This window comes from Comamonas sp. GW821-FHT11H03 (assembly GCF_058807955.1).
In genome coordinates, this window is sequence record NZ_JBXARF010000011.1 from 1 (window position 1) to 24,690 (window position 24,690).

Genomic DNA, 24,690 nt, shown 5'->3' on the forward strand with positions numbered 1-24,690 from the left:
ACCAAGGCGCTCTACGAGCTGCAGCGCACCGGCGGCCGCTATGCGCTGGTGACCATGTGCATCGGCGGCGGCCAGGGTATTGCAGCGATTTTTGAGCGTGTGTAAGTAAGTCCGCCGCTTAAGCGGTAACACCCAACGAAAAAGCCTGCCGGGTTCCATCCGGCAGGCTTTTTTCATTAGCGCGACCTGCTTGACGAGTAGGTATTTCAAGCTGCCAAGAAACCCGATTATCGGTATCCCCTAGCTGTCATGAATAGAGAAATCTATGGCGTCAGATGAGGAAAGTTATTGCGTTGGCGCAAGGACACTGCATTGCGTTGTGCGATAGCGCATGCGCATGACAAAAAACCTCGGATTTACAGACTCGCCACAGACGAAATCTGTAATAGACACAGCTAAAAAAACGAGAGAAATGGCAGGAGACAACTTGAAAATTTTGAACCGTCATCGACTTACCGCCATGCTGTCCTTGAGCATTGCGGCCCCTGTGTTTGCACAAAGCTCAGTAACGCTTTACGGCACTCTGGATACAGGCGTTTTGTATATGTCCAACTACAGCAGCGGTGTGGGCTATCTGCCATCGCCTGCCAATTCTGGCGCTGGATTTCGGGTCAAAGATGGCGGCTTGGGTGCCAGCCATTGGGGCGTGAAAGGCAGCGAAGATTTGGGTGGTGGTCTGCGCACAGTGTTCCAGTTGCAAGGCAACGTCAACAGCGTCAATGGCGGAACGGGCGGTGCCAACAGCAGCGGTCAGACTTCGTTTTTCAACCAAATGTCTACCGTGGGTTTGGCTGGCAATTTTGGTGAGCTGAAGATCGGTCGTCAGTTCTCACCCGCAGCTTGGGCTATGCAGCACACCGATGTGCGCGGTATGCGCTACTTTGGCTCAACGCTCACGGCCTTGGTCGGCATGAATAGCGCCAGCAAGGCTTGGATTGGTAACAATTCCAATACGGCTTACGGCACCATCTATAACGACAACGCCATTCGCTACACCACGCCCACTTTTGGCAATGTGACGCTGGACTTTTCCTACGCCTTTGGCGAAGGCGGTGGCAAGGCCAACTCGCAGCAAGCGGTGACGGCCTTGTACAGTGCCAATGGCCTCAAATTGTCTGCGCTGATCTACAACGGCTACGGAAACAACTACGGCACGGCCGTGGCGCTGGGCACAGCGGCAGCCGGTGGCAATCCAACAGCCGGTGCTGCGGTGGCTGGAAATATGGGCTTCTCGACCAAGGCAAACACCAACCGTCTGTACTCGGTTGGTGCGATGTACACCTTTGGCGCCTACACCGTCGGCGGCCAGTACTTCATGGCCCGTAACCCCGATAAGGTGCTTGTCCCCGGTGGTTCAGACAGTCTGGATATGTGGGACTTGGGCGCTGCGTGGAAAGTCTCGCCAGCGGTCAATTTGAGCGCGGCTTACTACCAGATTAAAGACAACCGCAACGAGGGTCACAAGTCCACGCAGTTTGTGATGGGCATGGAGTATTTCTTGTCCAAACGCTCGTGGTTGTATCTGCAAAGTGCTTGGGTGACTAACAAGGGTGGCAACATGGCCCTGAGTCCTATGTACGCGACCCCTGTAGCAGCTAATAAGAATGTTCGTGCTGTGATGGCCGGTATTCGACACAGCTTCTAAGCGTCGTTCACAGCCATTGTCGTGATGGCTGGTTTTTTTGAGCCATGGAGCCGTCTCGCTATCTGCAAAAGCCTAGCGAGACAGCTCCAGAACGTGGATAGGCTAGCGCCTAAAGCTGCAAATGATTACCGCAGAAAACAATAACTCGAATGCTCCGCAGGACTTCTGCGTTAGCCGGGGGCGTGCTTGGTTTGGCTTTGGAATGATTTTTTTACTGATGATGTGTGATTACATCGACAGACAAATCATCGTCTCGCTGTTTCCGCATCTGAAGGAAGAGTGGAATCTGTCCGATAAGCAACTAGGTGCGCTGGTGTCGGTGATCTCGATTGTGGTGGCACTGGGCAGTATTCCTGTGGCCATCATGGCAGACCGATTTGGTCGCGTGAAAAGCATTTTTGCGATGGCCACGATCTGGAGCATAGCCACCATCTCCTGCATGTTCACCCGCAATTACTCGCAACTGTTTGCCGCGCGTGCCGTGGTGGGTTTTGGTGAAACCGGTTACGGCTCGGTCGGTGCGGCGTTGATCAGCGCCTTGTTTCCCAAGCGTATGCATGCCACCTTGCTGGGTGCCTTTTTTGGTGCCAGCTCTATTGGCGCCGTGTTGGGCGTGGTGCTGGGCGGTGTGATTGCCGAGCATTGGGGCTGGCGCGCCGCGTTTGGTGCAGTGGGCTTTCCCGGCTTGGTGATGGCGCTGATGTTCTTGCTGGTGCCTGATTACAAGAACGTGATCGTGAAGATTGCGTCTAGGCTCAACAGCAAAGGCCCGGTGGCGCACCTTAAAAGCATGCTCAAAACTTTGAGCTGCGGCTCCACCCTGTGGGTGTTGTGCATTGCTGGCTCTTTTCAGATGGTTGTGGTGTCCACTATCTGGGCGTGGATGCCTAGCTTTTTGAATCGCTACCACGGCCTGAGCGTGGCCGATGCCGCCAAGCAAGCCGCCGTGTTGGTGCTGCTGGGCGCAGCAGGCGCTTTGTTCTGGGGCTGGGTGGCTGACCGCTTGGGTCGCTGCCGCCTGTCTTACAAACTGCTGCTGCTGTGCGCTATCACTGCGGTGGATGCGCTGCTGTTCATCTTTGGCTTTACCGCCCCCTTGTCTGCCCAAGTGCAGTATTACGTGGTGCTTGGCGGCGGCTTCTTGCTGACCTGCACCGTGGGCGTATCGGTCAGTGCCGTGATGGATGTGACGCATCCGGGCCTGCGTTCAACCGGCGCTGCAGTGCATGCGTTTGCCATCAATCTGTTTGGTCTGGCCGTGGGCCCGTTCCTGGGTGGCCTGCTCTCTGATCTCTGGAGCCTGAAGGCGGCGATGGCGGTGATTCCTTCGGTGGGCTTTCTGGCATCGATCTTCTACTGGAAGGCTTCGCGCACCTATGAGACGGATGCAGAGACCGCGGCACAGCTGGTCAAGGACGGAGAGGTGTCTGAAGCCGGAAGAAGCGCTTCCGGGCGGTCTGTGAATTTGTCAGAGATGCGCACGGCCTGAAGCAATGGTTTTCCTCCCGGAGTAACGGGAGCCGGGCAATCGCGCCGCGCAATGGCATCGCGCAACTGCGCCGAACAATTGAAGCAAGGTTACACAAGAAGCAAGGAACACTCTATGAATCTGAAGCGCATGGCGATTGTTTTTCCGATGACTCTGGCCGCTCTGTTTGGCGCAGGCAGCGCTCTGGCTTTTTCCGACAAGCCGGTCAAGCTGATCGTGCCAGCACCACCTGGCGGAACCATCGATGTCTTTGCACGCATCATCGGCGACCAGCTGGCGCAAGAGATCAAGCAACCTGTGCTGGTGGAAAACCGCCCCGGCGCGGGTGGCGCCCTGGCCGTGAAATACATGCTGTCGCAGCCTGCCGATGGCTCCACGCTGCTGGTGACGGTGACCAATACCTTCACCGAGGTGCCGCATGTGCTGAAAGTCGGGTTTGATGCCATGCATGACGTCAAACCCGTATCTCAGATGTCGCGTTCGCTGCTGGTTCTGATCTCCTCGCCTCAGTTCCCGGCCAAGGATGCCAAGGAGGCCATCAGCTACATCAAGGCACATCCAGGGCAAGTCTCGTTTGCCTCCTACAGCACCGGTACTGCATCGCACTATGCGGGAGCCATTCTCAATCAAAAGGCGGGCCTTGATATGCAGCACGTGGCCTTTCCCGGCTCCGCACCGGCACTGGCGCAGGTCATGGGCAACCAGATTCCGCTGATGTTCGATGGCTCGGTCACTTCCAAGCCTTTGATCCCCAGCGGCAAGGTGAAGCTGCTGGCGGTGGGCTACAAGAACCGCTGGTCCGAGTATCCCAACGTCCCGACGCTGGCCGAACTCGGTTATCCAGAGGTGGATTTCAGCAACTGGACGGGGGTGTTTGCATCCGCAAAAATGCCTCAACCGCTGATGGAGAAAATCCATGTATCCCTGCAAAAAATCAATGCCAATGCCACCGTGCAGGCACGTTACCTTGCCACGGGCTTTGAGCCTATTCAAAGGCAGCGCTCGCTGGATCAGCTGTCCACCGAGTTGCAGACCGAATTCAACCGCAATGCCGAGATCGTCAAGAATTTTGGCATCAAGCTCAACTAAGACTTTGGGACTCCTACATCAGATGCATGACAGGGGTGATAGCGGTTGAAGTAACACGGGCAAGGGGCTGACACAAGTGTCGGCCCCTTTTTTGCATTTATTCCTGATTTTCAGAACGGATCGATTTGTTCTTGCTCCTCCAGCGTGAAAACGCGCTCAGGCTGTTGAAGCCAAGCAATGGCGCAATATCGGTCAGCTTTCTGTCGCCATACAAGAGCAGGCGCTGGGCCTGTTCCTGGCGGATAGCGTCAAGCAATTGCATGAAATTGGCCCCCTGTGCAGCCAGCCGGCGGTGCACGGTGCGCCGGTCCACCCCTAGATGCATGGCGACCTGATCGGCACTGCAGCGGCCTGTGGGCAGCAAGGCCATGATGAGCTGCGCCACTTCATCCTTGTCCGACAGGGGGCTGCTGCCGAGGTTTTTGTCCATCAGCTGATGGACTTGTTGGCGCATGACCGGGTCCGCTGTGCGCAGCGGAGCGTCCATGTCGGCGGCTGTCAGCGCAATGCCGTTGTAGTCCTGCGAAAACCGCAGCTGACTGCCCAGAATGCTTCTGTGCCAGCGCAGATTGCTGGGTGCGGGGTGCATGAAGCTGATGTAACGCGGCTGCCACTCAGGCCCTAGCGCCAGGCACAGCGTGTGATAGAGCGCGCCCAGCGTCAGCTCGACCGATTGCCGTTGGGCACTGACCGAGGGCAGAAAGACCTGCTCGATGACCGCAACCTCTCCCAGCTCATGGATATGCGTCGTAAGGCTCTCGTTGTGCAGATAGAGATAGCGCGTCAGGGTGCCCAGCACCTGGCGCAGCGTGGGCTCGTCTCGCGCCAGCATGCCGACCATTCCGAACGAGGACAGGCGCCGCGTAACCGACAGGCGCAGGCCAAAGGCCTGCTCGCCCGAGCGCTCGCCTGACAGCTCCATCAGGCGCATGACGGAGGCCGCAGGGATACGGATTTCAGAGCTATCCAGGCAAGTGCGTGGCAGGCCCACGGCAGCCAGCATCTCCAGCGGGTCCAGGCCCACGCTGCGGGCCATGTCGGCGTAGTGCGCCAAGCTTGCGCTGCGCATGAGTGCGGTCATAGAGGTATTCCCTTAATGTCCCGGAATGATAAATCACTGTCCCAGATCGTCAAACATTGAAGAGCCTCTGGTTCTACATTGCTTCTCAGGCGCACGGCAAAAGCGGTGCATCTCTTTCCACAACGATTGAACCCAAAGGTCTCACATGAACTTTCTCGACGGCCATCTGATGCCCGAAAATCAGCAGCCTCTGATCATCACTGCGGCTCCTTATGCTCCCTCGTGGATGCCTGGCGATTTCCCCGGCGAGATCCCTGTCACGATGGAGGAGCAGATTCAAAAGGCCGTGGATTGCTACAACGCCGGCGCCCAGGTGCTGCACCTGCATGTGCGCGAGCTCGACGGCCGCGGCAGCAAGCGTTTGTCCAAGTTCAACGAGCTGATCGCCGGTGTGCGTGCACGTGTGCCGGACATGATCATTCAGGTGGGTGGCTCGATCAGCTTTGCCCCCGAGACCGATGGCGCGGCCGCCAAGTGGCTGTCCGACGATACCCGGCATATGCTGGCCGAGCTGGATCCTAAGCCCGATCAAGTGACGGTGACGATCAACACCTCGCAGATGAACATCCTGGAGCAGTTCGATGCACGCGATTACGCTGGCACCTCGATGGACGACCCTGCCGTGTTCAACGCCTACAAGGAAATGACCGTGCCCGCACAGCCGGGCTGGGCCGAGGAGCATATCCGCCGCCTGTCGGCCGCTGGCATCCAGAGCGCCTTCCAGTGCTACAACCTCAACAGCTTTGAATCGGTGGAGCGCCTGATGCGCCGCGGCATCTACAAGGGCCCGCTGGTCATGAACTGGGTGGCCATTGGCGGCGGCATGGATTCGCCCAGCGTCTACAGCCTGGCCAACTTCATGCGAGCCGTTCCCGATGGCGCCATCGTCACCGTGGAAAGCTCGGTGCTCAATGTGCTGCCCGTGAACCTGATGGGCATTGCCATGGGCCTGCATGTGCGCTGCGGCACCGAAGACAACTTGTGGAACCAGACACGCACCAAGAAGATGGGCACCGTGGAGCAGATCGAGCAGCTGGTGCGTATTGCCAAGGAATGCAGCCGCCCCGTGGCGACCGCCCAGCAAGCCCGCGAGATGTGCCAGGTCGGCGTGTTCTACGACACCGTCGAAGAGTCGCTGGAAAAGAACGGCTTTGCTCCCAATCGCAACGGCGGCCAGCAAGGCTATTTGCGCAAGGCTGCGTAAGCCGTATCAGCGGCGCTTGAAACCATACAAGCTCAGCTGGACATCGGGAATATCCAGAAAGTCGGTGTCCAGCCTGTCAAGCTAGCTGTCTTTCAAGACCAGTCCGCAGCTGTACGGATTGATTTTTTGATTAAAAAATCTTTTAGCGCCCTAGCTAAAAGCAATCATTGCTATTAAAAAAGAAGAGAGACAGAGCATGAACAAACAATTTGCAGACCAGGTTGTTCTGGTAACCGGAGCCACTGCCGGTATTGGCTACGCTACGGCGCTGGCCTTTGCCAGAGAGGGTGCTCGCCTGGTTGTCTCTGGCCGCAATGTGGCGGCCGGCAAAAAGCTCGAAGATACCTTGCTGAGCATGGGCGCAGAGGCTCTGTTTGTGCAGACCGACATCAGCGACGAAGCCCAGGTCACCCAGCTGATCGATGCCTGCGTGGCACGCTTTGGCCGCATCGACATCGCGGTCAACAGCGCCGGTCTGGAAGGCCAGCGCGGCTCTATCATGGCGCAGACGGTGGAGAGCTACACCGCAGCTTTCAATGCCAATGCGCTGGGCACCTTCCTGTGTCTCAAGCATGAGATGCGCGTGATGTCGGCTCAAAAAGCAGGCTCGATCGTGAACCTGTCCTCCACCATGGGCAGCCGCGGCAACCCCATGGCTCCTATGTATGTAGCAAGCAAGCACGCCATCGAAGGCCTGACCAAATCCGTGGCTCTTGAAGCCTGCCAGTACAACGTGCGCGTGAACGCCGTGGCCCCCGGCCCCATCGCCACCGAAATGCTGGACCGCATTGCCGGTGGCGCTCAGAACGTGGCCGCCGTGGCAACTACCATCCCAGCTGGCCGCGTGGGCCAGCCCGATGAAGTGGCCGATGCCATCATGTTCATGGCCTCGTCTCGCGCCAGTTACATCACCGGCCAGATCCTGCAAGTCAACGGTGGTAAGACGGCGATGTAAATCGCTGAGTACTGCAACTCTTGCTCCCCTGAAATCGCGCGCCCGCCATGACTGCGGGCGCTTTTCCCTAGACCAAGACAGGAAAGCTCAACATGGCCGCTCCGCAGAAAAAAGTGATCGTCACCTGTGCCATCACCGGTGGGATTCACACGCCGTCGATGTCCCCCTATCTGCCCATCACCCCCAAGCAGATTGAAGACGAAGCCGTGGCCGCTGCCGAGGCTGGCGCTTCCATCGTGCACTTGCATGCGCGCGATCCCGAAAATGGCCGCCCTTCGCAGGATCCGGCACTGTTTCGCCAGTTTCTGCCTCAGATTGCCCAGCGCTCTGACGCCATCATCAACCTGACCACTGGCGGTGCGCCCAATATGCTGGTGGAAGAGCGACTGCAACCGGCCCTGGCGCTCAAGCCCGAGGTCGCCTCGTTGAACATGGGTTCGATGAATTTTGGCCTGTACCCCATGCTGACTCGTCAGAAGAGCTTCAAGTATGACTGGGAGCAACCTTATCTTGAAGGCTCGGAGGACCGCGTCTTCCGTAACACCTTCAAGGAAATCCGCTACATCCTCGAATCCTGCGCGGACAACGGCACTCGCTTCGAGATCGAGTGCTATGACACCAGTCACCTCTACACGGCCGCGCATTTCATCGATCGCGGCATCCTGAAGCCACCGTTCTTCATCCAGTCCGTCTTTGGCCTGCTGGGCGGCATTGGCACCCATCCCGAAGATGTGTTGCATATGCGCCGCACTGCAGAGCGCCTGTTCGGCAATGACTACTACTGGTCGGTACTAGGCGCAGGGCGCAGCCAAATGCCGCTGGCCACTATGTCAGCTACGCAGGGCGGTAATGTGCGTGTTGGACTTGAGGATTCGTTGTGGGATGGCCCAGGCAAGTTGGCCACCAGCAATGCCACGCAGGTACAGCGCATTGTCAGAATGCTCAGCACACTCAATCTCGAAGTGGCTAGCTCCGCTGAAACCCGCGATATGTTGCAACTCAAGGGTAAGGATCAGGTCGCCTTCTGAGCGATAGAGTACGCGGTGCTAAATGGAGGCTCGATCTTTCGAGAGATTCGGGACCAAGTAGTTCATTGCGCCGGTTGTACAGCGTCTCGCGACATACGCCTGCGCCGTCAGAAATGGCCTTGGCTGCTCCTTGACGTGCGCACAGTGCAAGCACCGCAGCAGCGTGCTGAGCACGCTTTTGACCTGCGTGTCGTCACGGATCTTGGCCGTCCTATACGAGAGCCATGGCTGAATGGCAGGTCTTGAAAGTGCAGCAGTCACTTGGTCCGCGAACAGGCGAATGACCGGTGCCGGCGGCAACGGTCGTTGGGCCAACAAAACCGAACGGCAGCAGCCAGCCTGGACCTGCCCTTCGTTTCCTCACTCAGTCGGTCACGACCAGCAGACTGGTCAGCCTCAACCGGCACAGGCGGTCAATCCAACCGGAATACGCACGTCGCGCAGGATCTGCTCTTGCTTGGATTGAACGGCAGCCTGGGGTCTTCAGTGCTTGTTCCTGAGCTGTGATAGCGGACTTCAAGCAAATCATCGGGCCGGAGCTGGCATTCATTGTCGCCTGCTTGCCAGAAACCTGCGTTGACCGTTCGCTCGCGATGCGGACATGAGTAGCAACTATCGTTGCCACGCTACCGCAGGGGGATTTCCGTCCTTTGAAGAATATCCGGCGACGGGACATCAGACTTAAACGTATAAATGACGAGAAGTCACCGATTAAGAAATACACCAGAAAAAGCCACGGTCAGGGTCTCATGTGCCCGCGGGGTGTTTCGGACAAGCCATTGCGCTGCACATGCTGGACCAGAAAATCAAGAAATATCCGGGTCTTGAGAGGCAGGTGTGTGCGGTGGGGGTAATAGGCATAAAAGCCCGGGAAGCTTGCCCAATAGGGTTTCAGCACTTCAACCAACTGGCCTGTGTTGAATGCATCGGTCATGGATTCGCGCCAGCCGGTAATCACGCCGATGCCATCCAGGGCCGCGCGCATGGCAGTGTCGCTATGGTTGACTGTCAGTGGCCCGCTCACGGAGCGCTCGCTCAGTTTACCGTCGATATTGAATTCCCATTTGTAGACTGCACCGCTGCTGCTCATGCGGTAGTTGATGCATAGATGCTGCCCCAGCTCATCGGGGTGCTCGGGTGTGCCGTGCGTTCTGAGGTAAGCAGGAGATGCACCGAAACACATGGTCAGATCCTGTGTGAGTGGCACGGCAACCATATCGCCCTCCAGTGACTCTCCATTGCGTATGCCGACGTCAAATCCTTCTCGCACGATGTCCACAAAGCCGTCGTCATAGACCAGCTCGACGTGAATGTGCGGATGCAGTGCAAAGAACTCGGCGAGCATGGGCTCAACGAGCACCTGGCCTGCAGGATGAGAGATGGTGAGGCGCAGCGTGCCGCCTTCGACGCCCGCTTGGAGTTGAAGATCTTCGGTTGCTTCGCGCAGGTTGGTGAGAGCCGGGGAAATGCGCTCCAGATAGATTCTTCCGGCTTCTGTCAGGTTGAGGCTGCGCGTTGTTCGATCGAACAGGCGTACATCAAGACGGGTTTCCAGTTTCTTGATCGTCTGGGACAGTGCGGCCGGTGTGACCCCGATGGCGTGGGCGGCATAGGTCAGACTGCGATGCTGAGCTACCTGTTCAAAGGCAGCCAGATAGGCGAGTATTTCGGGCTTCATGGCTTCTATTTTTAAGTAAAACTTAATAACTTAAATAGATTGCTTGGCTTTTTCTTTTGCATTGCCTGGCGCACACTGCCTCTGCTTCGCGCGACGCATGTGCTCGTGCGGCAGCTCCTGTGTTGAAAAGCAAATAAGAAAGCACTCCCCATGCCTGTCAAATTCACTCTCAACGGCAAGCCCGCATCGGCCGATGTGGATCCTTCAACACCCATTCTCTGGACCTTGCGTGACACGCTGGGTATGACAGGGACCAAATTTGGTTGCGGCATGGCCATGTGTGGAGCATGCACTGTGCATCTGAATGGCCAGGCCATCCGTTCTTGCATTACGCCCATATCGGCGGCGCAAGGGCAAAAAATCGACACCATCGAAGCGCAGGCTGCCGACAAGGTGGGAAAGGCTGTCGAGGATGCGTGGGTTCGCAACGATGTGGCGCAATGCGGCTACTGCCAAAGTGGGCAAATCATGAGTGCGACGGCATTGCTCAAAAGCAATCGTCAACCCAGCGATGCAGATATCGATGCAGCCATGGCGGGCAATATCTGCCGCTGCGGAACTTATGCACGCATCCGTGCTGCCATCCACGATGCTGCCAAAAACCTGTCGGCCTAAGAGAGAAGGAGCACATCCCATGCCTATACCCAACCATTTTCTTGCAGACATGCCCAAAGGTCTGCGTGCGCTGGCGGCTGACACGATAGATGCAGGCGCCAAGCTCGAGCGACGCGATTTCCTCAAGCTGGCGACGGCCTCCGGTTTTGCATTGGGCGTATTTCCCCCCGCCGCACTGGCACAGGCGAAGGGTAACGAGCAGGTCTCGGCAAACGTACTCAAGCCCACCCAGCAGCCGTCGGCTTTTGTGAAGATTGATCGTGATGGCACGGTGACGGTAACGATCAACCGTCTGGAGTTCGGTCAAGGTGTGCAAACCGGCCTGCCCATGGTTCTGGCCGAAGAGCTGGACGCCGATTGGTCCAAGATGAATAGCGTGCACGGCAATGCCGATCCCGCTTATGTGGATCCAGTCATGGGAATGCATCTCACGGGCGGCTCCACTGCCATCAAGAACTCGTATGTCCAGTATCGTGAACTGGGGGCGCGTACCCGCTCCATGCTGCTGGCCACGGCTGCCAAACGCTGGGGTGTGGACCCTCAGTCCTTGCGCACTCAGGCAGGGCAGGTGATCGGGCCTCGAGGCAAGAAGCTGGGCTACGGCGAGTTGGCGGATGAGGCCATGAAGATGCCTGTTCCGCAGCAGGTGAGGCTCAAGGACGTCAAAGACTTTCGCATCATTGGTCATGCCACGGGGCGGCTTGACGCACGCACCAAGTCCAGCGGCAGACAGTCCTATGGCATTGACATGCATTTGCCGGGAATGTTGACCGCACTTGTGGCACATCCGCCAGTGTATGGAAGCAAGATTCAATCGGTGGACGATTCGGCAGCCAAAGCCATCAAGGGCGTGCGTGCGGTGCTTCGTGTGCCCAGCGTATGGGGTGGCGAGCTGGTTGCTGTGCTGGCCGATGGTTACTGGCCAGCCAAGCAGGGACGCGATGCCCTGAAAATTCAGTGGGACAGCAGCGCGGTTGGCAAAGTCGATTCTGCTCGGCAACTGGCGCAGTATCGTGAACTGGCCAAAAAGCCGGGCGCGCTCAAGTTTGATGCCGATGTTTCGGCACTCAACGGTGCTGTTCACAAAATCAGTGCCGAGTATGTATTCCCCTACCTTGCCCATACGCCGATGGAGCCGCTGAATTGCACAGTGCGTGTGACAGGTGCAGGCAAGGATGCCAAGGTTGAACTTTGGTTGGGCACACAGGCTCCGGGCTGGGAAGTTGCAACTGCGGCGCGCGTTCTTGGCGTGGCTCCTCAGAATGTTCGAGTCAATGTTCAGATGGCAGGGGGCGGTTTCGGTCGCCGTGCCAACCCGCGCAGTGACTACGTGGCCGAAGCCTGCGAAATTGCCAAGGCCGCTAGAACATCTGGTCTTGATGCCCCGGTGCGCATGGTCTGGAGTCGCGAGGACGATGTCAAAGGAGGCTATTACCGACCTATGCATGTGCATCGCGCCGAGATAGGTTTTGACGGTAGCGGAAAGGTGATCGCCTGGGACCATGTGATCGTAGGCCAGTCGCTTGCCAAAGGCACGGCGTTTGAAGGCTTCATGGTCAAGAACGGAGTGGACACCACGACGGTTGAAGGAATGAAAGAGCCGTACGACTTACCGATGCGACTGTCGGTGTATCACCCCGAACTCAATGCGCCGGTTCTCTGGTGGCGCAGCGTGGGCTCCACACATACCGCTTATGTGATGGAGACCTTGATGGACGAAATCGCCCGAGCGGTAAAGCAAGATCCTGTCGCATACAGGCTGCAACAGTTCGGCGACAGGCATCCGCGTCACAAGGCCGCGTTGCAACTGGCAGTCGAAAAGTCGGGCTACGGAAAGCGCCAACTGGCCGAAGGCAGAGCCTGGGGCGTGGCCGTCCATCAGTCTTTTGACTCGGTGGTTGCCTATGTGGTCGAAGCATCGATGAAGGACGGCGCTCCCAAGCTGCATGCGGTTACAGCTGGCGTGCATTGCAATCTGGCGGTGAACCCTCGAAGTGTCGAGGCTCAGGTGCAGGGTGGTGCCTTGATGGGTCTCGGCATGTGCTTGCCTGGAGCGGCCATCACATTCAAAGATGGGCAAGTGGAGCAAGGTAACTTCAATGATTACACTGTGGCCCGCTTGACCGATATGCCCGCGATCAGCGTGCATATCGTGCCGAGTGCTGATGCACCCACAGGTATGGGTGAGCCGGGTGTGCCGCCATTGGCCCCCGCTTTTGCCAACGCCATCGCCAAGCTGAGCGGCCATACGCCACGCGAGCTGCCTTTCCTGAAGGCGTGAGAGCATGAGCCTGGATCGCTAGAAAAGCTCCTGTTGAGAAGACGTCAGAGTGACGAAATCTGCTCCGAGGGGGATCAAGATCGAGTCGGCAATCGGTTTGATCTGTTTCGCCAGATAGTGCTCGTAGTCGATGCGTGAACGGCGGCTTTCCAAAGGCTCAGGACCATTCCTGGTCATGACGTATTGGATCCAGCCGCCGTTCTGGTACTGCCTGGGTCGCTCCATGCGATCGTTGTACTCATCGGCAATGCGAGCGGCTCGGACCTGTGGCGGCACATTGGCCACGTAGGCATCCAGGCGATGTCGCAGGCGCTTGCGGTAGATGAGCAGATCATCCTTCTTGCCCGCCAGCGTCGAATGGGCGTACTCGATGATGAACTCGCGGTAGGGGGCGCCTTGGAAGACGCGCGAGAGCAAGCCCTCCTGGAACTGCCGTGCCAGCGGTGTCCAGTCGCTTCGCGCCATTTCAAGGCCGCGGTAGATCATCGATTCGTTTCCGGCGGCATCTACACTCAAGCCGGCATAGCGCTTCTTGCTGCCGACGTCCGAGCCGCGAATGGTGGGCATGAAGAACTTCTTGTAGTACGTGTCGAACTCGATCTCAAGAAAGCTCTGCAGGCCTTGCTCTTGGTGCAGGGTTTGAGTCCACCACGCGTTGATGTCCTGGGCCAGCTTGGCGGCCACGGCATATGCCTCTGCGGTGGTATGGGTCCTCTTGAGCCAAATAAAGATGGAGTCCGTGTCTCCATAAATAACTTCGTATCCGCGCTCTTCGACCAGATCCCTTGTGAGCTTCACCATTTCGTGGCCACGTAAGGTAATGGCTGAGATCAAATCCGGATTGAAGAATCTGCATTCCGACGCGCCCAGCACCCCAGCGAACGAGTTCATCACCAGCTTGAGCGCTTGCGACAGTGGTTCGTTCCTGGCGCGTTTGGCCTCATCCCGGGCCTGCCAGAGGGTGGTCACGATTTCCGGAAGACAGTGTTTCTCGCGAGAAAATAGCGTGCCCCTCGGGCCTTTGATCAAAAGCTCGGAAGAGCCCGCATGTCGACCCTCTACCAAACCCACAGGGTCAACGAGGAAGGTGCGGATGATTGATGGATAGAGACTCTTGTAGTCCAGAACCACGACGGAGTCGTAGAAGCCAGGCTTGGAGTCCATGACGTAGCCGCCGGGGGAGGACTTTCCTTGAACATCGCCCACGTTGGGCGCGACATACCCCATGCGGTGCATGCGTGGCAAATAGTGATGGCTGAATGCAGCAATGGAGCCACCGAACTGGTCGAGCTGCAGGCCCGTGGTGTGGGCGCGCTCCATCGCAAACTGCAGCAGCTTCGCCTTTTCGAAGATTCGTAGCACCAGCTCGCAGTCGCGTATGTTGTAGGCTGCAAGAGCGGGCTTGTCTAGCTGGTAGCGCCGCTCGATTTCCGCCATCTTGTCGTACTCGTCTCTGATGTCTTTGCCTTCGCCCAGAAGCTCTTGCGCGACGTTCTCGAGGCTGAACGACGGGAAGCTCCAGGCGGCGGCCCTGAGCGCTTCGATCCCGTCAACGACAACTCGTCCTGGCATGGGCGCAAACAGGTAGCCTTGTTTGCCGGGATGAGTTCGCCATGCAATGGGCTTGCGCTCGCGCCCCAGGAGTAGCGGTGTTGCACATTCGTCTGCAGTTTTTTGCAGCACACGAAGGTCGAACTGAATGACATTCCATCCAATGATGACGTCCGGATCATTGCGTGCAAACCAGTCGTTGAGCTTGTCGATCATGGCTTTGCGTGTTGTGCAATGAATCAGCTCGAAACCAGGCGTCTTTACGGGTTTGGCAGGAGGCTCACCCAGCATGAAAACGACGCGCTTCACCATGCCATCCAATGCGATCGAATAAAGATCTTGGTGCTGACTGGTCTCGATGTCCAATGACACGACCTTCAGAATCGGCCGGAAATCGGGGGCAGGAACGAGCTTGCAGTTCACCAGCGCCGCATGTTCTGTCCGGCCGCCTTGCAGTGTGACGCCCGCCGTAATGAAGCGCTCCATCAAGTAGCGCTCATGTGGACGAACATCGGCTTCCAGCAGCGGGATGCCTAGTTGCTGGAGAGTGCGTGCAAGTCGCCGTAATTGACGGAAACTTTTGACATAGACACCCAAGACAGGCTCTTGCTGAAAACTCTTCAGGCCCAGTTCCCGCAATTGCACTCCAGTCAGGGACGAGAGTTGCGCTTCTACCGCTTCTCTGTGCCGGGCCTCAACGAAAGCCACAGATTTCTGAGCAGCCAGGAGGACCTTCAGGGGGCCGCTATCCGTTGCCAGCCAGTACTCGAGCTCGACGCCCGCAGGCGTGTCTCGCCAATTGCGAGTAAGGATGAAGCCCTGGCGTTCTGGAGATAGCACGAAAGATGAAGTCAAGCGAATGTGACCGTCTCGAACCGGAGTTCAAGGCCCTGGCGGTGTGTGATGACATGAGCTTGCAGAGCAAGCCACGGGCTTCGAAAGAGGTGTCCATGAAATGATACCCAGCAATCATGAGCACGTTTTTCCAACGGAGCCACGTCAACAGCAATCCAGGCGTTGTGCGGATCCAAAGCGGATGGAGCAAATAGATGGAGTGACGCCAATGTACCGGGAGGGCTGAAAGCCGTCATCAAGTGATTGCCAAGCGATGGCTGCTCATATCAATAGCAGGTATTGCGAGAGGCGTGGTCTGCAAGAGGCGTGGCCTGGAATTCTGCCCCACACCCGAAAACCATCACTTGCTCACTAAGTCGATTCGCCAAGAGTTCAATGCATGGTTCGGCAACGGGCGTCGACAGTGTATTTAGAGGGCCATTGCTGCACAATGAGCGCGCTCTAGTGCAAATTGCACATGGGCATCGATGCCCAGACCTTGCAGGTGCCGGCCCTTTTCGTCACCTCCAACAATGTCAGCGGTGCTGACGTAGTGGTTGGCGCAGATCCTGGTAAGGGCATCATCTGCTTAGCAGAACGGGCGATGGAGCCGATGACGCCGATGACGCTTATCGTCATGATGGAGAGCCGCATCACATCCATCATTCCCACGGAAAAGAATGCCTGGATGTCCAGATGCCTTTGCACATCGCAATGCGACGATTGCCGCTTGTCGTAGCGTCGGATGCAAGCCAAGGAGAAGCCGAAGAGGGTATCTCCGGTGCAGCTTGGTCGGGACCAAGCTGCATTTCATCAGCTAATCGGCTGAGAGGTTGATGTCGCGTGATTAGAGCGACGGTTCGGCAAGGCCCTCAATAGTGCCCGGCCGGACCGGGCAGGGTTCAGGCAATCAGCGCGCGGGTCAGTAGATCCACTCCTGCCAGGAAGTCGCCGATGTCCATGGCCTCATGCGGATTGTGAGAGCCATTCTCGTTGCGGATGAAGACCATGGCCGACGGCACGCCTGCATTGGCAAACACTGCTGCATCATGGCCGGCACCGCTTGCCATGCGCTCCAGCTTCATGTCTTGCCCAGCGGCTGCTTCCAGGCGGTTCAGCCAGCTTGCATCCATGGTGGCAGGCTCCGTGAACAGGCGCTCGTCGAACTCGAAACGCACGCCACGGGCGCGCTCTATGGCCTGGCACTCTTCGCGCATCAGGGTATAGAAGCGCTCCAGCGTCTGGGTGTCCTGGCTGCGTACCTCGAAGCTGAAGGCCACTTCGCCGGGAATGACGGAAACTGCATGCGATTGAGCCGAGGTGGAGCAGATGCCCGTGGTCATCACCATGTCCATGCCCATCTGCAGCAGCACGCGCCAGTGTTCGTCCATGCGCGACAGCAGCTCTGCAACCGCCAGCAATGCATCCTTGCGCAGCCAGCGCGGCACGGCACCCGAGTGGCCGGTTTCGCCGATGCAGCGGATCAGGTTGTGGCGGACGTTGCCGCGGATGCCTGTAACCAGGGCCACCGGCCAGCCCCGATTGACCATGACCGGACCCTGCTCTATGTGCAGCTCCAGATAGGCCGATACATTCGCGAGATCCAGCAGCGGCTCGGCGCGTTGAATGGCGTCGATATCGGCGCCGCAGCGCGACATGGCCTCGCCGAGCACGCCTGCGCCATCGCGGTGCGGGCGTTTCAAGGTAGCGGCGGGCAGCTTGCCCAGCAGGGACAGAGAGCCGAGGTAGGCCTTGCCGTACCAGGCGCTTTCCTCGCCGCGCAGGGCCAGAACGCGCAGTGGCGGAGCCTGTTCGTGGCGGCCGCGCAGCTGAAGCAGCATCAGCATGCCGGCGACAATGCCTGCCAGTCCGTCGAAGTTGCCGCCCTGCGGCACGGAGTCGGCATGCGAGCCGACCACGACGTAGGGTTGCGTCCGGGTCTCCTCTGGCAGGCTCAGCCACAGGTTGCCGGCTCGATCCCATTCATGACTCAGGCCCAGATCTGCGGCCCGGTCCTCAAGTATGCGCAGCGCGGCTGTCTCGCCTTCGCCATAGCTTTCACGGGTGACGCCAAGGCCGTCACGGGTGGCATCGCGAATTTCAGACAGCAGGGCTTGCGCCAGTGCGCTGGTATCCGTCATGGTGTTGCAGGCCATCATGCTCCGCTACCTCCATGTCGGATGGACCAGTCCACAGGCGAGGCCGAGAAGTCCGCCAGCGTGGCCTTTTGCTCGGCACTGAGCTGTCCGCTCGCCAGCAGCGCTTCATGCAGCTGATTCCAGGTCGCCAGTGCATGCAGGGACAAGGCGTGATCGGCCAGCGTGCCAGCCTGGGGGGCATACAGCGCATAGTCGAGCAGAACCAGCACGTCCTCGACCACGGGGCCGGCGCGGCGCAGGGCGGCAACCGTCCCGGCCTTGGAGCGACCATCGGTGGTGACGTCATCCACCAGCAGGACCTTGGCATCGGCAGGTAGGCGGCCTTCGAGCTGGGCTGTGATGTCCCAGCCGACAGGGCGCTTGCGCAAATAGAGCATGGGCAGCTCCAGTCGCTCGGCCAGCCATGCCGAAAAGGCAATGCCCGAACTTTCTGTTCCCACGATGGCATTGATGCCGCGGGCGGCAATCAGTGGCCGCATGCAGCGGGCTGCGATGTCCATGATTTCGCTGCGCAGAGTGACATCGGACATCAGGACCTGGGCATCCACATAGACCGGGCTGGCCCAGCCCGAGGTGTAGATGAACGGTTGATGCGAAGCAATACGTACAGCGCCGAGGCCGACCAGGGCCTGGGCAACGCGTGGCGCGTCGGAAGCGGAAAGAAGCATGAGCGTGTGTGTTTGCAAAGTGGGCATGTTAAGTAGGCAGGCCTGCGGCAAGAAGTGGCTAAAATTCCTCAAGCCGTTCCAAAACGTGATGGCTTGAGCTGCGCGTCTGGGTGTTGAGCGCTGCGTCCTGTCTGAAATTCCTGGCTGCGCTTCCGAGCGCCTGCTTGTCATCGCCCCATGTCCGACTTCACTTCGCCGCGTAGCTTTCTGCGCCAGATAGACCTTTCATCGCTGGATCTGTTCGTGCTGATCTGCGAGCACGGCAGTATTGCGCGGGCGGCCGAGCAGGGCGGCATGGTCGCCTCGGCGGTCAGCAAGCGTGTTGCCGAACTGGAATCCCTGGCCCGCACTCCCTTGCTGCTGCGCCATGCCCGCGGGGTACGCCCGACCCCTGCCGGAGAGTTGCTGCTCGAGCATGCGCGCACGATTCTTCTGGGTGTCGAACACCTGCGCGACGACCTTGGCGAATATGCGCGGGGCGTACGTGGGCTGGTGCGCCTCAGTGCCAATGCTTCGGCCGTGGAGCAGTTCTTGCCCGAGGATATTGCTGCCTTCGTGAAGCATCATCCCGACATCCGCATCGATCTGCGTCAGGCAACCAGTCGCTCGGTAGCGCGCGCCGTGCGCGATCACATGGCCGATCTGGGGGTCTGCAGTCCCAGTGATGAAGTCGAGGGGCTGGAGTCCATGCCGTACCGGCATGAACGTATGGTGCTGATCATGCCCAATGACCACGCTCTGGCCCGGCATCAGGAGCTGGCCTATGAAGAAGCCCTGGACTACGCCCAGATCGGTTTGCGCGACAGCAGCATCGTTCAGGAGGTGCTCAATCAGCAAGCCCGTGCCGGTCGACGCATGCTGCGCCAGCGCATCGAGGTCGACAGCCTCAGTGCCATGTGCCGAATGATCGAATGCGGGCTGGGTGTGGGCGTCATGCCCGAAGGCGCATACCAGAGACTGGGCGAGGCTCGCGCTTTGCATGCGGTGCCGCTGACCGATGCCTGGGCGGAGCGCAGCCTCAAGCTGTATGCCAATAGCTTTGCCGATCTGCCTGCACCGGCCAGACATTTTGCACAGGCACTGATGCCGAAGGAGTGAGGCAGAGCGGATTGCATGAAGCAATATGGGCGCTGCTTGCCTGTCTTGGCTGGGGTCACTTCAGCCGGTCAAGGCCGATGTCTGCTATTGCGTGCCTGCAAAGCTATGGGCAAGTGATGCAGGCAGCTTGCACGGCCCCAGCACGTCGATTTGTGGATGACTCCTGAGCGAATCGCCTCCAGGTCTCAGCTTTTCTTTGCAGCCCACAGATGCTGCGCCCACATGCCGGCCAGCATGGCGGCGACAAACAGCCAGACTTGCGGTGTGAGGGTCGCCAGATTCATCAGCGCCGGGCCGGGGCAAAAACCTGCCAGCCCCCAGCCTATGCCAAACAGGGCTGAGCCTGTCAGCAGCTTGCGATCAATGACGGTACTGGTGGGCAGTTGCATGGGCTCGCCCCACAAAGCGGTCTTGCGACGCTTGGCCCAGGTGAAGGCAATCAAGCCTACGGCGATGGCTCCGCCCATGACGAAACCCAGCGAAGGATCCCATCGACCGAAAAAATCCAGAAAGTTCTGCACCTTGGCGGGGTTGCCCATACCCGAAAGAATCAGACCCAGGCCAAATACCAATCCGCAGAGCAAGGCAGCAATATTGATGATCATGATGTTCTCCTTGCAAACTCAAGCAATGACATGGCGCATCACGAACACGGTGATGGCGCCCGTGGCGATAAACGTCACCGTAGCGGCCAGAGAGCGCGGCGACAGGCGTGACAGGCCGCACACGCCGTGGCCGCTGGTGCAGCCCGAGCTCATGCGCGTGCCGAAGCCCACCAGCAGGCCGGCGGCAATGATGACTGCCGGGCTGGAAGGCAGCTGCATGGCTGGCAGCGGGGCAAACAGCGACCAGACCAACGGCGCGGCAACCATGCCCACGATGAATGCCAGGCGCCAGCCCCACTGCTTGATGGAAGACCAGGTCGGCAATTGCAGCAAGGCCCCGACAATGCCGCTGATGCCGGCCACGCGACCCAGCAAGACAATGAGCAGGGCTGCGGACAGGCCGATCAGCAGGCCACCGGCCAGCGATGTCCAGGGCGTGAATTCACTCCATAAGATATTCATGTTGTCTCTCCTGTCTGGCAGAACAATTGATACAAGGTTTGCATCAGCTGAAGGGCGCGGGCATCGGCCAGCTGATACCAGATGAATTTGCCTTCGCGGCGGGTGGTGGCCAGACCCTCACGCCGCAAAATGCCCAGTTGCTGGGACAGGGTCGGCTGGGACACGCCTGTCAGTTGCTCCAGCTCGCCCACGGTGCGCTCTTGCAGGGAGAGCTGGCACAGCAGCAGCAGTCGGTCTTCATTGCCCAGCAGCTTGAGCATGGCCACAGCTTCACCTGCATGGGTTCGCATGGCATGCAAATCGAGCGTGGACTGTGCTTGGTCAAAGGTTGATGAGTTCACGGTTTCGCTTTTCAAAATATTTTCATATATTATATAAAAAAGTAAACTAGTTGGTGTGCTTCAGTGTTTCGGGTACATCGTTTTAGGAGTCGCCATGTCAACCAATGTGATGCATATCGAGCCGTTTTTTGATACAGCAACCGGCACTGTGAGCTATGTTCTGGCCGATACGATCAGTGGCCAGGCCGCAGTGATCGACCCGGTGCTGGATTTCGAGCCTAAATCCGGCACCCTGAGCAGCCGTTCCGCAGACAAGCTGATCGACTATGTGCGAGGCAATGGCTGGCAGCTGCAGTGGATTGTGGAAACCCACGCCCATGCGGATCATCTCTCCGCAGCCCAGCATATTCGTCACCACCTGGGCGGCAAGGTGGCGATCGGAGCCCATATCTGCGATGTGCAGGCCGTGTTTCGCAAGATCTATCACTTCGAGCGCAGCTTCTTGCCCGACGGCAGCCAGTTCGACCATCTGGTGCAGGATGGCGAACGTCTGCCGCTGGGGCAGCTGGAGTTGCTGGCCATGCATGTGCCCGGCCATACTCCTGCCGATATGGCCTACCGTGTGGAGGATGCCGTGTTTGTAGGCGATACCCTGTTCATGCCCGATGTGGGCACGGCACGTGCCGACTTTCCCGGCGGCGATGCGGCGACGCTCTATCGTTCGATTCGGCGCATTCTTGAACTACCTGAGCAGACCCGCATCTTTGTCTGCCACGATTACCCGCCGGCGGGGCGCAAGCCGTGTTGGCAGACCACGGTGCAGGCCCAGCGCAGCGGCAACATCCATGTGCATGATGGCATCAGCGAAGCTGAGTTCGTGCAGATGCGCACTGCCCGCGACGCCACGCTGGAGATGCCCACGCTGATTCTGCCCTCAGTGCAGGTCAATGTGCGTGCCGGCAAGCTGCCGCCTGCACAGGACGATGGCCGCACCTATATTCAGCTGCCCATCAATGCCTTTGCCAAGAATGGGCAGCTTCCGCAGGGCCTGCAGCAGTGATTAATGCACTGTGCTGCTCTGACTGACGCTGGGCTCGCGTGCGCTGTTCAGCTCATTGAGCTTGAGCTGCAGGCGCACCATGTGCTCGGCATAGACCAGCACTTCCTGCGTGGGCAGAGGCTTGGCGACACGGCGGGCATAGACGTTCAGCGCCCCCTGGGCCACCTCGGGGTCGTCGCTGTCTGCGTACCAGGCCCAGTCGGCCAGATGCGAGGCCAGCTCCGGGTTGCGGTCGGCCAAGGCTGTGGCACGCCGAATCACCTGCCTGGCACCGCCGGCCAGCTGCACGATTTCTTTGGCCTCATGGGCCAGGGGCGCTGGGCGCCAGTGCGATGGAATATCGTCCCACCAGCCGCTGTACTCGCTGACCACCATGCGGCCGATGTCCTTGGCAGACACATATAGCTCGCGTGCATCGCTTCGCCCGGCCAGCTCCGGCGGCAGTGCGACCTTGTCAATCACCAGATCACGGCGCTCGCCGCTGTTCAGGCCTGCCACCACCTGCCTGGAGATGCTGTCCAGCATCTGGGCCTGGGCGGGCAGTCGGTCCTGAATTTCCTCGTGCTTGGTGATGGCCGGGCCATGCGCCGGCAGCAGCAGCTCGGGCTTGAGTGCAGCCATGTCGCGCAGGGCCTGGGCCCACTCCTCGGGGTAGCGCTGGCGTCGCTTGCCGTTGCCTGCATTGGGCAGAAAACCCTGGAAATAATCCGCGCTGGCCACGATTTTCCGGCCTGGAACGGCAACCCATATCTGGTCTTCGGTCTCGCCGCGCGCATGGGTCAGCACAAAGTCTTCGCCGCCAATTTTGAGTGTGGTCTTGTCCCTGAAAGTCTGGGTGGGCCGAACTGCATCTGCCCAGGTGCGCGGCACGTCGGCTACGCTTTGCTGGTTGTTGCGCGCGATCAGACCGTTGCTGCGCATGTCCAGCTCCATCTGGGAGATGAAGCGCTGCTCGGTCACTACACGCGGCTTCTGGTCCATCAACGCCCAGGCGCCAAAGGCGTGGTCGGCATGAAAGTGCGTGAGGATGACGGTGTGCAGCGGCTTGTCGCTGAGCTTGCTCAGCGCCTCGGCCAAGGCCGGGCCTGCAGGTGCGTAGCCGCTATCGACCAAGACTAGGCCTTCGTCGGTCTCGAAGACCACCACATTGACGATGGGAAAACGCAGCAGCCAGGTGCGTGGAGCCACGGCCTCGACTTTGAGCCTGGCTCGGGCATCTGCAATGGCGTTCTGATCGGTTCGGCTGTACATGCTGTTGGCCACTGCATACGACAGCTCGGTGCCAAAGCCACCGCCTTCCATGATGGAGCTGACCATCTGCGGATTGGCCTTGAACACCTGGGCGCGGGCTGCAAGCACCGCGGGGCTTTTCGCTCCCGAGCCACCGCGGTCATCCTGATCGTGGGCGTTGGCCGTGCCTGTGCCGAACTGGCCCAGTGCCAGGGCCGCGGCAAAGGCGTATCGGGAGAGCAGGGATATTTTTTTCATGTTTGCCATCACTGCATTCATTGGGGACTGATTCGTTGAACCGGCTCCAGAATCCACGAAGGGTCCAGCACCTCGGGCCAGGGCTGGTAGGCCCGGGCCATCAGATAGAACAGGTTCTTCTCGGGCGTGGGCAGCCAGTTGGCGCGCTTTTCTGGGCCAGGGTCCGTGGGCTGCAACCAAATGTCCAGGCTGCCGTCGGCGTTGAACTTCATGCCCTTGGTGCGGTCGCCAATGGAGTAGCGGTTGATGGGGTTGTCCACCATGTACTGGCCTCCGGTCACGAATTCATAAAGAGAGATGGACCAGAAGGCATCTGAGGGCAGACGGCCTTGGGGCAGATGCAGGCGGTAAGCCTGTCCCTTGCCGAGCGCCTGATTGTTGCCGTCCACACTGGCAGCGAAATAGGTGGCCTCTGCGGCCTCCAGGCCCAGGATGCCGCCCGACATGGCTGCCGACTGGGCACGCATGGCGTAGTTTGTGCCAAAGCCGTCCGGCAGGCGATAGGGGGTCCAGCCGTTTCTGCGTCCAGGCTCAGCCGTCTTGCGGTCGGCATTCAGGCGATTTTTGAGTTCGTTTTTCTCGATCTCGGGTGCCAAAGCCCGCCAGCGCTGTTGCACGGACTCGGGCAGCTTGTCCCAGCTGCAGGCCTTGCCGCAGATGCCCACGCTGGCAAAGCGCTGCAGCAGTGCTTGCTCTGCGGCGGGCGGTGGGTTGCGCACCAGGGCCTCATTGCTCACATCGACAAAGCGGCCCCAGTCCTGGGCTTGCGGCTTGATCTTCGGGCTCTCCTCGTGGGACTTGAGCACAGGCTCCATGCGAAACCCATCCTGTACTGCATGGGCGGTCTTGAGGTCATCTTCACCGGTGACCAGCACGCGCAGATTCAGATAGACGTCCCGCGTGGGCGCGCGCACGATCTGGTCGACCTGCGGGATCTTGCCGCTCCAGCGCGGGCCGACCAGGGCCACCTTGCGTGCCTTGGTGCCGCCAATACGCCGGCCCACGTAGGAGAAGGTGTTGAGGTCTGCCCCGATCATGGCGATCACGTAGTAACGGCCATGGGTTTCGGGCAGGGACAGCACCAGGGGAGACTTTTCGAGATCCAGCCAGGCGGTGGAGTAGAAGGTGTCGCGAATCGGGCCGTTGGCCCAGCGGTCCTTGGGCGTGGCCAGGTGGCGCGAGTGGCGGAAGTGGTTGAGCGTGGTGGCGGTGGGCGAGTCCTTGACCTCCAGGGCTTCATGTCGCATTTTCATGAATTCCTGATAGGGGTAGGCATAGAGCATGGCCTCACGGATCAGGCTGTCCAGAGCCTGCTCTTCGGTGGCCGCGGGCGTCTGGGCATGGGCCATGCCCAGGCAAAGGCCCAATGCAGCAGCCGCCATGGCGCGCAGCCCGGCGCGGTTCAACTTTGACATGTGA

Annotated in this window: 22 protein-coding genes; 12 read left to right on the plus strand and 10 right to left on the minus strand. The window is 59.2% G+C overall.

Annotation, left to right across the window (positions count from 1 at the left end):
* The 4 genes from AC1RTQ_RS21125 to AC1RTQ_RS21140 all read left to right on the plus strand — a co-directional run.
* A partial coding sequence (locus tag AC1RTQ_RS21125; RefSeq protein WP_492878810.1) for a hypothetical protein occupies positions 1-105 on the plus strand: 105 nt, incomplete at its 5' end.
* Positions 106-427: 322 nt separating this feature from the next.
* Positions 428-1,645 carry a porin gene (locus AC1RTQ_RS21130; RefSeq protein WP_492878628.1) on the plus strand — a complete coding sequence of 406 codons (1,218 nt, stop codon included), beginning with the start codon at positions 428-430 and terminating at the stop codon, positions 1,643-1,645.
* A gap of 202 nt (positions 1,646-1,847) precedes the next feature.
* Positions 1,848-3,134 carry an MFS transporter gene (locus AC1RTQ_RS21135; protein ID WP_492878630.1) on the plus strand — a complete coding sequence of 429 codons (1,287 nt, stop codon included), beginning with the start codon at positions 1,848-1,850 and terminating at the stop codon, positions 3,132-3,134.
* Positions 3,135-3,248: 114 nt separating this feature from the next.
* Positions 3,249-4,223 carry a Bug family tripartite tricarboxylate transporter substrate binding protein gene (locus AC1RTQ_RS21140; RefSeq protein ID WP_492878632.1) on the plus strand — a complete coding sequence of 325 codons (975 nt, stop codon included), beginning with the start codon at positions 3,249-3,251 and terminating at the stop codon, positions 4,221-4,223.
* A gap of 97 nt (positions 4,224-4,320) precedes the next feature.
* Here AC1RTQ_RS21140 and AC1RTQ_RS21145 read toward each other — a convergent pair whose 3' ends face one another.
* On the minus strand, positions 4,321-5,304 hold the full coding sequence (locus tag AC1RTQ_RS21145; RefSeq protein ID WP_492878634.1) for an AraC family transcriptional regulator: 984 nt from the start codon (positions 5,302-5,304) through the stop codon (positions 4,321-4,323).
* Between the two features lie 145 nt (positions 5,305-5,449).
* Here AC1RTQ_RS21145 and AC1RTQ_RS21150 point away from each other — a divergent pair, with 145 nt between their 5' ends.
* The 3 genes from AC1RTQ_RS21150 to kce all read left to right on the plus strand — a co-directional run bounded on the left by AC1RTQ_RS21150 (position 5,450) and on the right by kce (position 8,491).
* Positions 5,450-6,508: a beta-keto acid cleavage family enzyme gene (locus AC1RTQ_RS21150; RefSeq protein WP_492878637.1), complete on the plus strand. Its 1,059-nt coding sequence runs from the start codon at positions 5,450-5,452 to the stop codon at positions 6,506-6,508.
* Between the two features lie 196 nt (positions 6,509-6,704).
* A complete protein-coding gene (locus tag AC1RTQ_RS21155) occupies positions 6,705-7,463 on the plus strand; it encodes an SDR family NAD(P)-dependent oxidoreductase (protein WP_492878640.1) in 759 nt (252 codons plus the stop codon).
* Between the two features lie 92 nt (positions 7,464-7,555).
* Positions 7,556-8,491 (plus strand): 3,5-dioxohexanoate:acetyl-CoA acetone transferase, encoded by a 936-nt coding sequence (gene kce, locus AC1RTQ_RS21160; protein ID WP_492878642.1) that lies wholly within the window; start codon positions 7,556-7,558, stop codon positions 8,489-8,491.
* 739 nt (positions 8,492-9,230) lie between these two features.
* Here the strand turns inward: kce and AC1RTQ_RS21165 are convergent.
* Positions 9,231-10,169 carry a LysR family transcriptional regulator gene (locus AC1RTQ_RS21165; RefSeq protein ID WP_492878644.1) on the minus strand — a complete coding sequence of 313 codons (939 nt, stop codon included), beginning with the start codon at positions 10,167-10,169 and terminating at the stop codon, positions 9,231-9,233.
* Positions 10,170-10,319: 150 nt separating this feature from the next.
* Here AC1RTQ_RS21165 and AC1RTQ_RS21170 point away from each other — a divergent pair, with 150 nt between their 5' ends.
* Complete coding sequence (locus AC1RTQ_RS21170) at positions 10,320-10,784, plus strand: (2Fe-2S)-binding protein (protein ID WP_492878647.1); 465 nt, start codon at positions 10,320-10,322, stop codon at positions 10,782-10,784.
* Between the two features lie 19 nt (positions 10,785-10,803).
* Positions 10,804-13,065 (plus strand): xanthine dehydrogenase family protein molybdopterin-binding subunit, encoded by a 2,262-nt coding sequence (locus AC1RTQ_RS21175; RefSeq protein WP_492878649.1) that lies wholly within the window; start codon positions 10,804-10,806, stop codon positions 13,063-13,065.
* An 18-nt stretch (positions 13,066-13,083) separates the two neighbouring features.
* Here the strand turns inward: AC1RTQ_RS21175 and AC1RTQ_RS21180 are convergent, their stop codons facing one another.
* Positions 13,084-15,471 carry a DNA polymerase II gene (locus AC1RTQ_RS21180; protein WP_492878651.1) on the minus strand — a complete coding sequence of 796 codons (2,388 nt, stop codon included), beginning with the start codon at positions 15,469-15,471 and terminating at the stop codon, positions 13,084-13,086.
* A 457-nt stretch (positions 15,472-15,928) separates the two neighbouring features.
* Here AC1RTQ_RS21180 and AC1RTQ_RS21185 point away from each other — a divergent pair, with 457 nt between their 5' ends.
* On the plus strand, positions 15,929-16,189 hold the full coding sequence (locus AC1RTQ_RS21185; RefSeq protein WP_492878653.1) for a hypothetical protein: 261 nt from the start codon (positions 15,929-15,931) through the stop codon (positions 16,187-16,189).
* Between the two features lie 163 nt (positions 16,190-16,352).
* On the opposite strand, the gene AC1RTQ_RS21190 is transcribed toward AC1RTQ_RS21185, so the two are convergent.
* Together AC1RTQ_RS21190 and AC1RTQ_RS21195 are read right to left on the minus strand one after the other, a co-directional pair.
* Complete coding sequence (locus AC1RTQ_RS21190; RefSeq protein ID WP_492878655.1) at positions 16,353-17,609, minus strand: hydantoinase/carbamoylase family amidase; 1,257 nt, start codon at positions 17,607-17,609, stop codon at positions 16,353-16,355.
* Positions 17,606-18,277, minus strand: a complete 672-nt coding sequence (locus AC1RTQ_RS21195; RefSeq protein WP_492878657.1) for an orotate phosphoribosyltransferase — start codon at positions 18,275-18,277, stop codon at positions 17,606-17,608. Before AC1RTQ_RS21195 ends, AC1RTQ_RS21190 begins: the two co-directional genes overlap by 4 nt.
* Positions 18,278-18,454: 177 nt before the next feature.
* Here AC1RTQ_RS21195 and AC1RTQ_RS21200 point away from each other — a divergent pair, with 177 nt between their 5' ends.
* Positions 18,455-19,375 (plus strand): LysR family transcriptional regulator, encoded by a 921-nt coding sequence (locus tag AC1RTQ_RS21200; RefSeq protein WP_302091110.1) that lies wholly within the window; start codon positions 18,455-18,457, stop codon positions 19,373-19,375.
* Positions 19,376-19,560: 185 nt separating this feature from the next.
* Here the strand turns inward: AC1RTQ_RS21200 and AC1RTQ_RS21205 are convergent, their stop codons facing one another.
* From AC1RTQ_RS21205 to AC1RTQ_RS21215, 3 genes are read right to left on the minus strand one after another with little or no spacing between them, the layout of a single operon-like run.
* Complete coding sequence (locus AC1RTQ_RS21205) at positions 19,561-19,980, minus strand: DUF6691 family protein (RefSeq protein WP_492878658.1); 420 nt, start codon at positions 19,978-19,980, stop codon at positions 19,561-19,563.
* 18 nt (positions 19,981-19,998) lie between these two features.
* On the minus strand, positions 19,999-20,442 hold the full coding sequence (locus tag AC1RTQ_RS21210) for a YeeE/YedE family protein (RefSeq protein WP_304349335.1): 444 nt from the start codon (positions 20,440-20,442) through the stop codon (positions 19,999-20,001).
* Positions 20,439-20,783 (minus strand): ArsR/SmtB family transcription factor, encoded by a 345-nt coding sequence (locus AC1RTQ_RS21215; RefSeq protein WP_492878661.1) that lies wholly within the window; start codon positions 20,781-20,783, stop codon positions 20,439-20,441. The genes AC1RTQ_RS21210 and AC1RTQ_RS21215 overlap by 4 nt, the downstream gene beginning before the upstream one ends.
* A gap of 94 nt (positions 20,784-20,877) precedes the next feature.
* Between AC1RTQ_RS21215 and AC1RTQ_RS21220 the strand changes: the two genes are divergently transcribed.
* A complete protein-coding gene (locus AC1RTQ_RS21220) occupies positions 20,878-21,783 on the plus strand; it encodes an MBL fold metallo-hydrolase (protein WP_492878663.1) in 906 nt (301 codons plus the stop codon).
* Here AC1RTQ_RS21220 and AC1RTQ_RS21225 read toward each other — a convergent pair whose 3' ends face one another.
* Positions 21,784-23,271, minus strand: a complete 1,488-nt coding sequence (locus AC1RTQ_RS21225) for an MBL fold metallo-hydrolase (protein ID WP_492878665.1) — start codon at positions 23,269-23,271, stop codon at positions 21,784-21,786. It lies immediately after the preceding gene.
* Positions 23,272-23,288: 17 nt separating this feature from the next.
* Positions 23,289-24,686: a DUF1254 domain-containing protein gene (locus AC1RTQ_RS21230; RefSeq protein WP_492878667.1), complete on the minus strand. Its 1,398-nt coding sequence runs from the start codon at positions 24,684-24,686 to the stop codon at positions 23,289-23,291.
* Between the last annotated feature and the right edge of the window lie 4 nt (positions 24,687-24,690).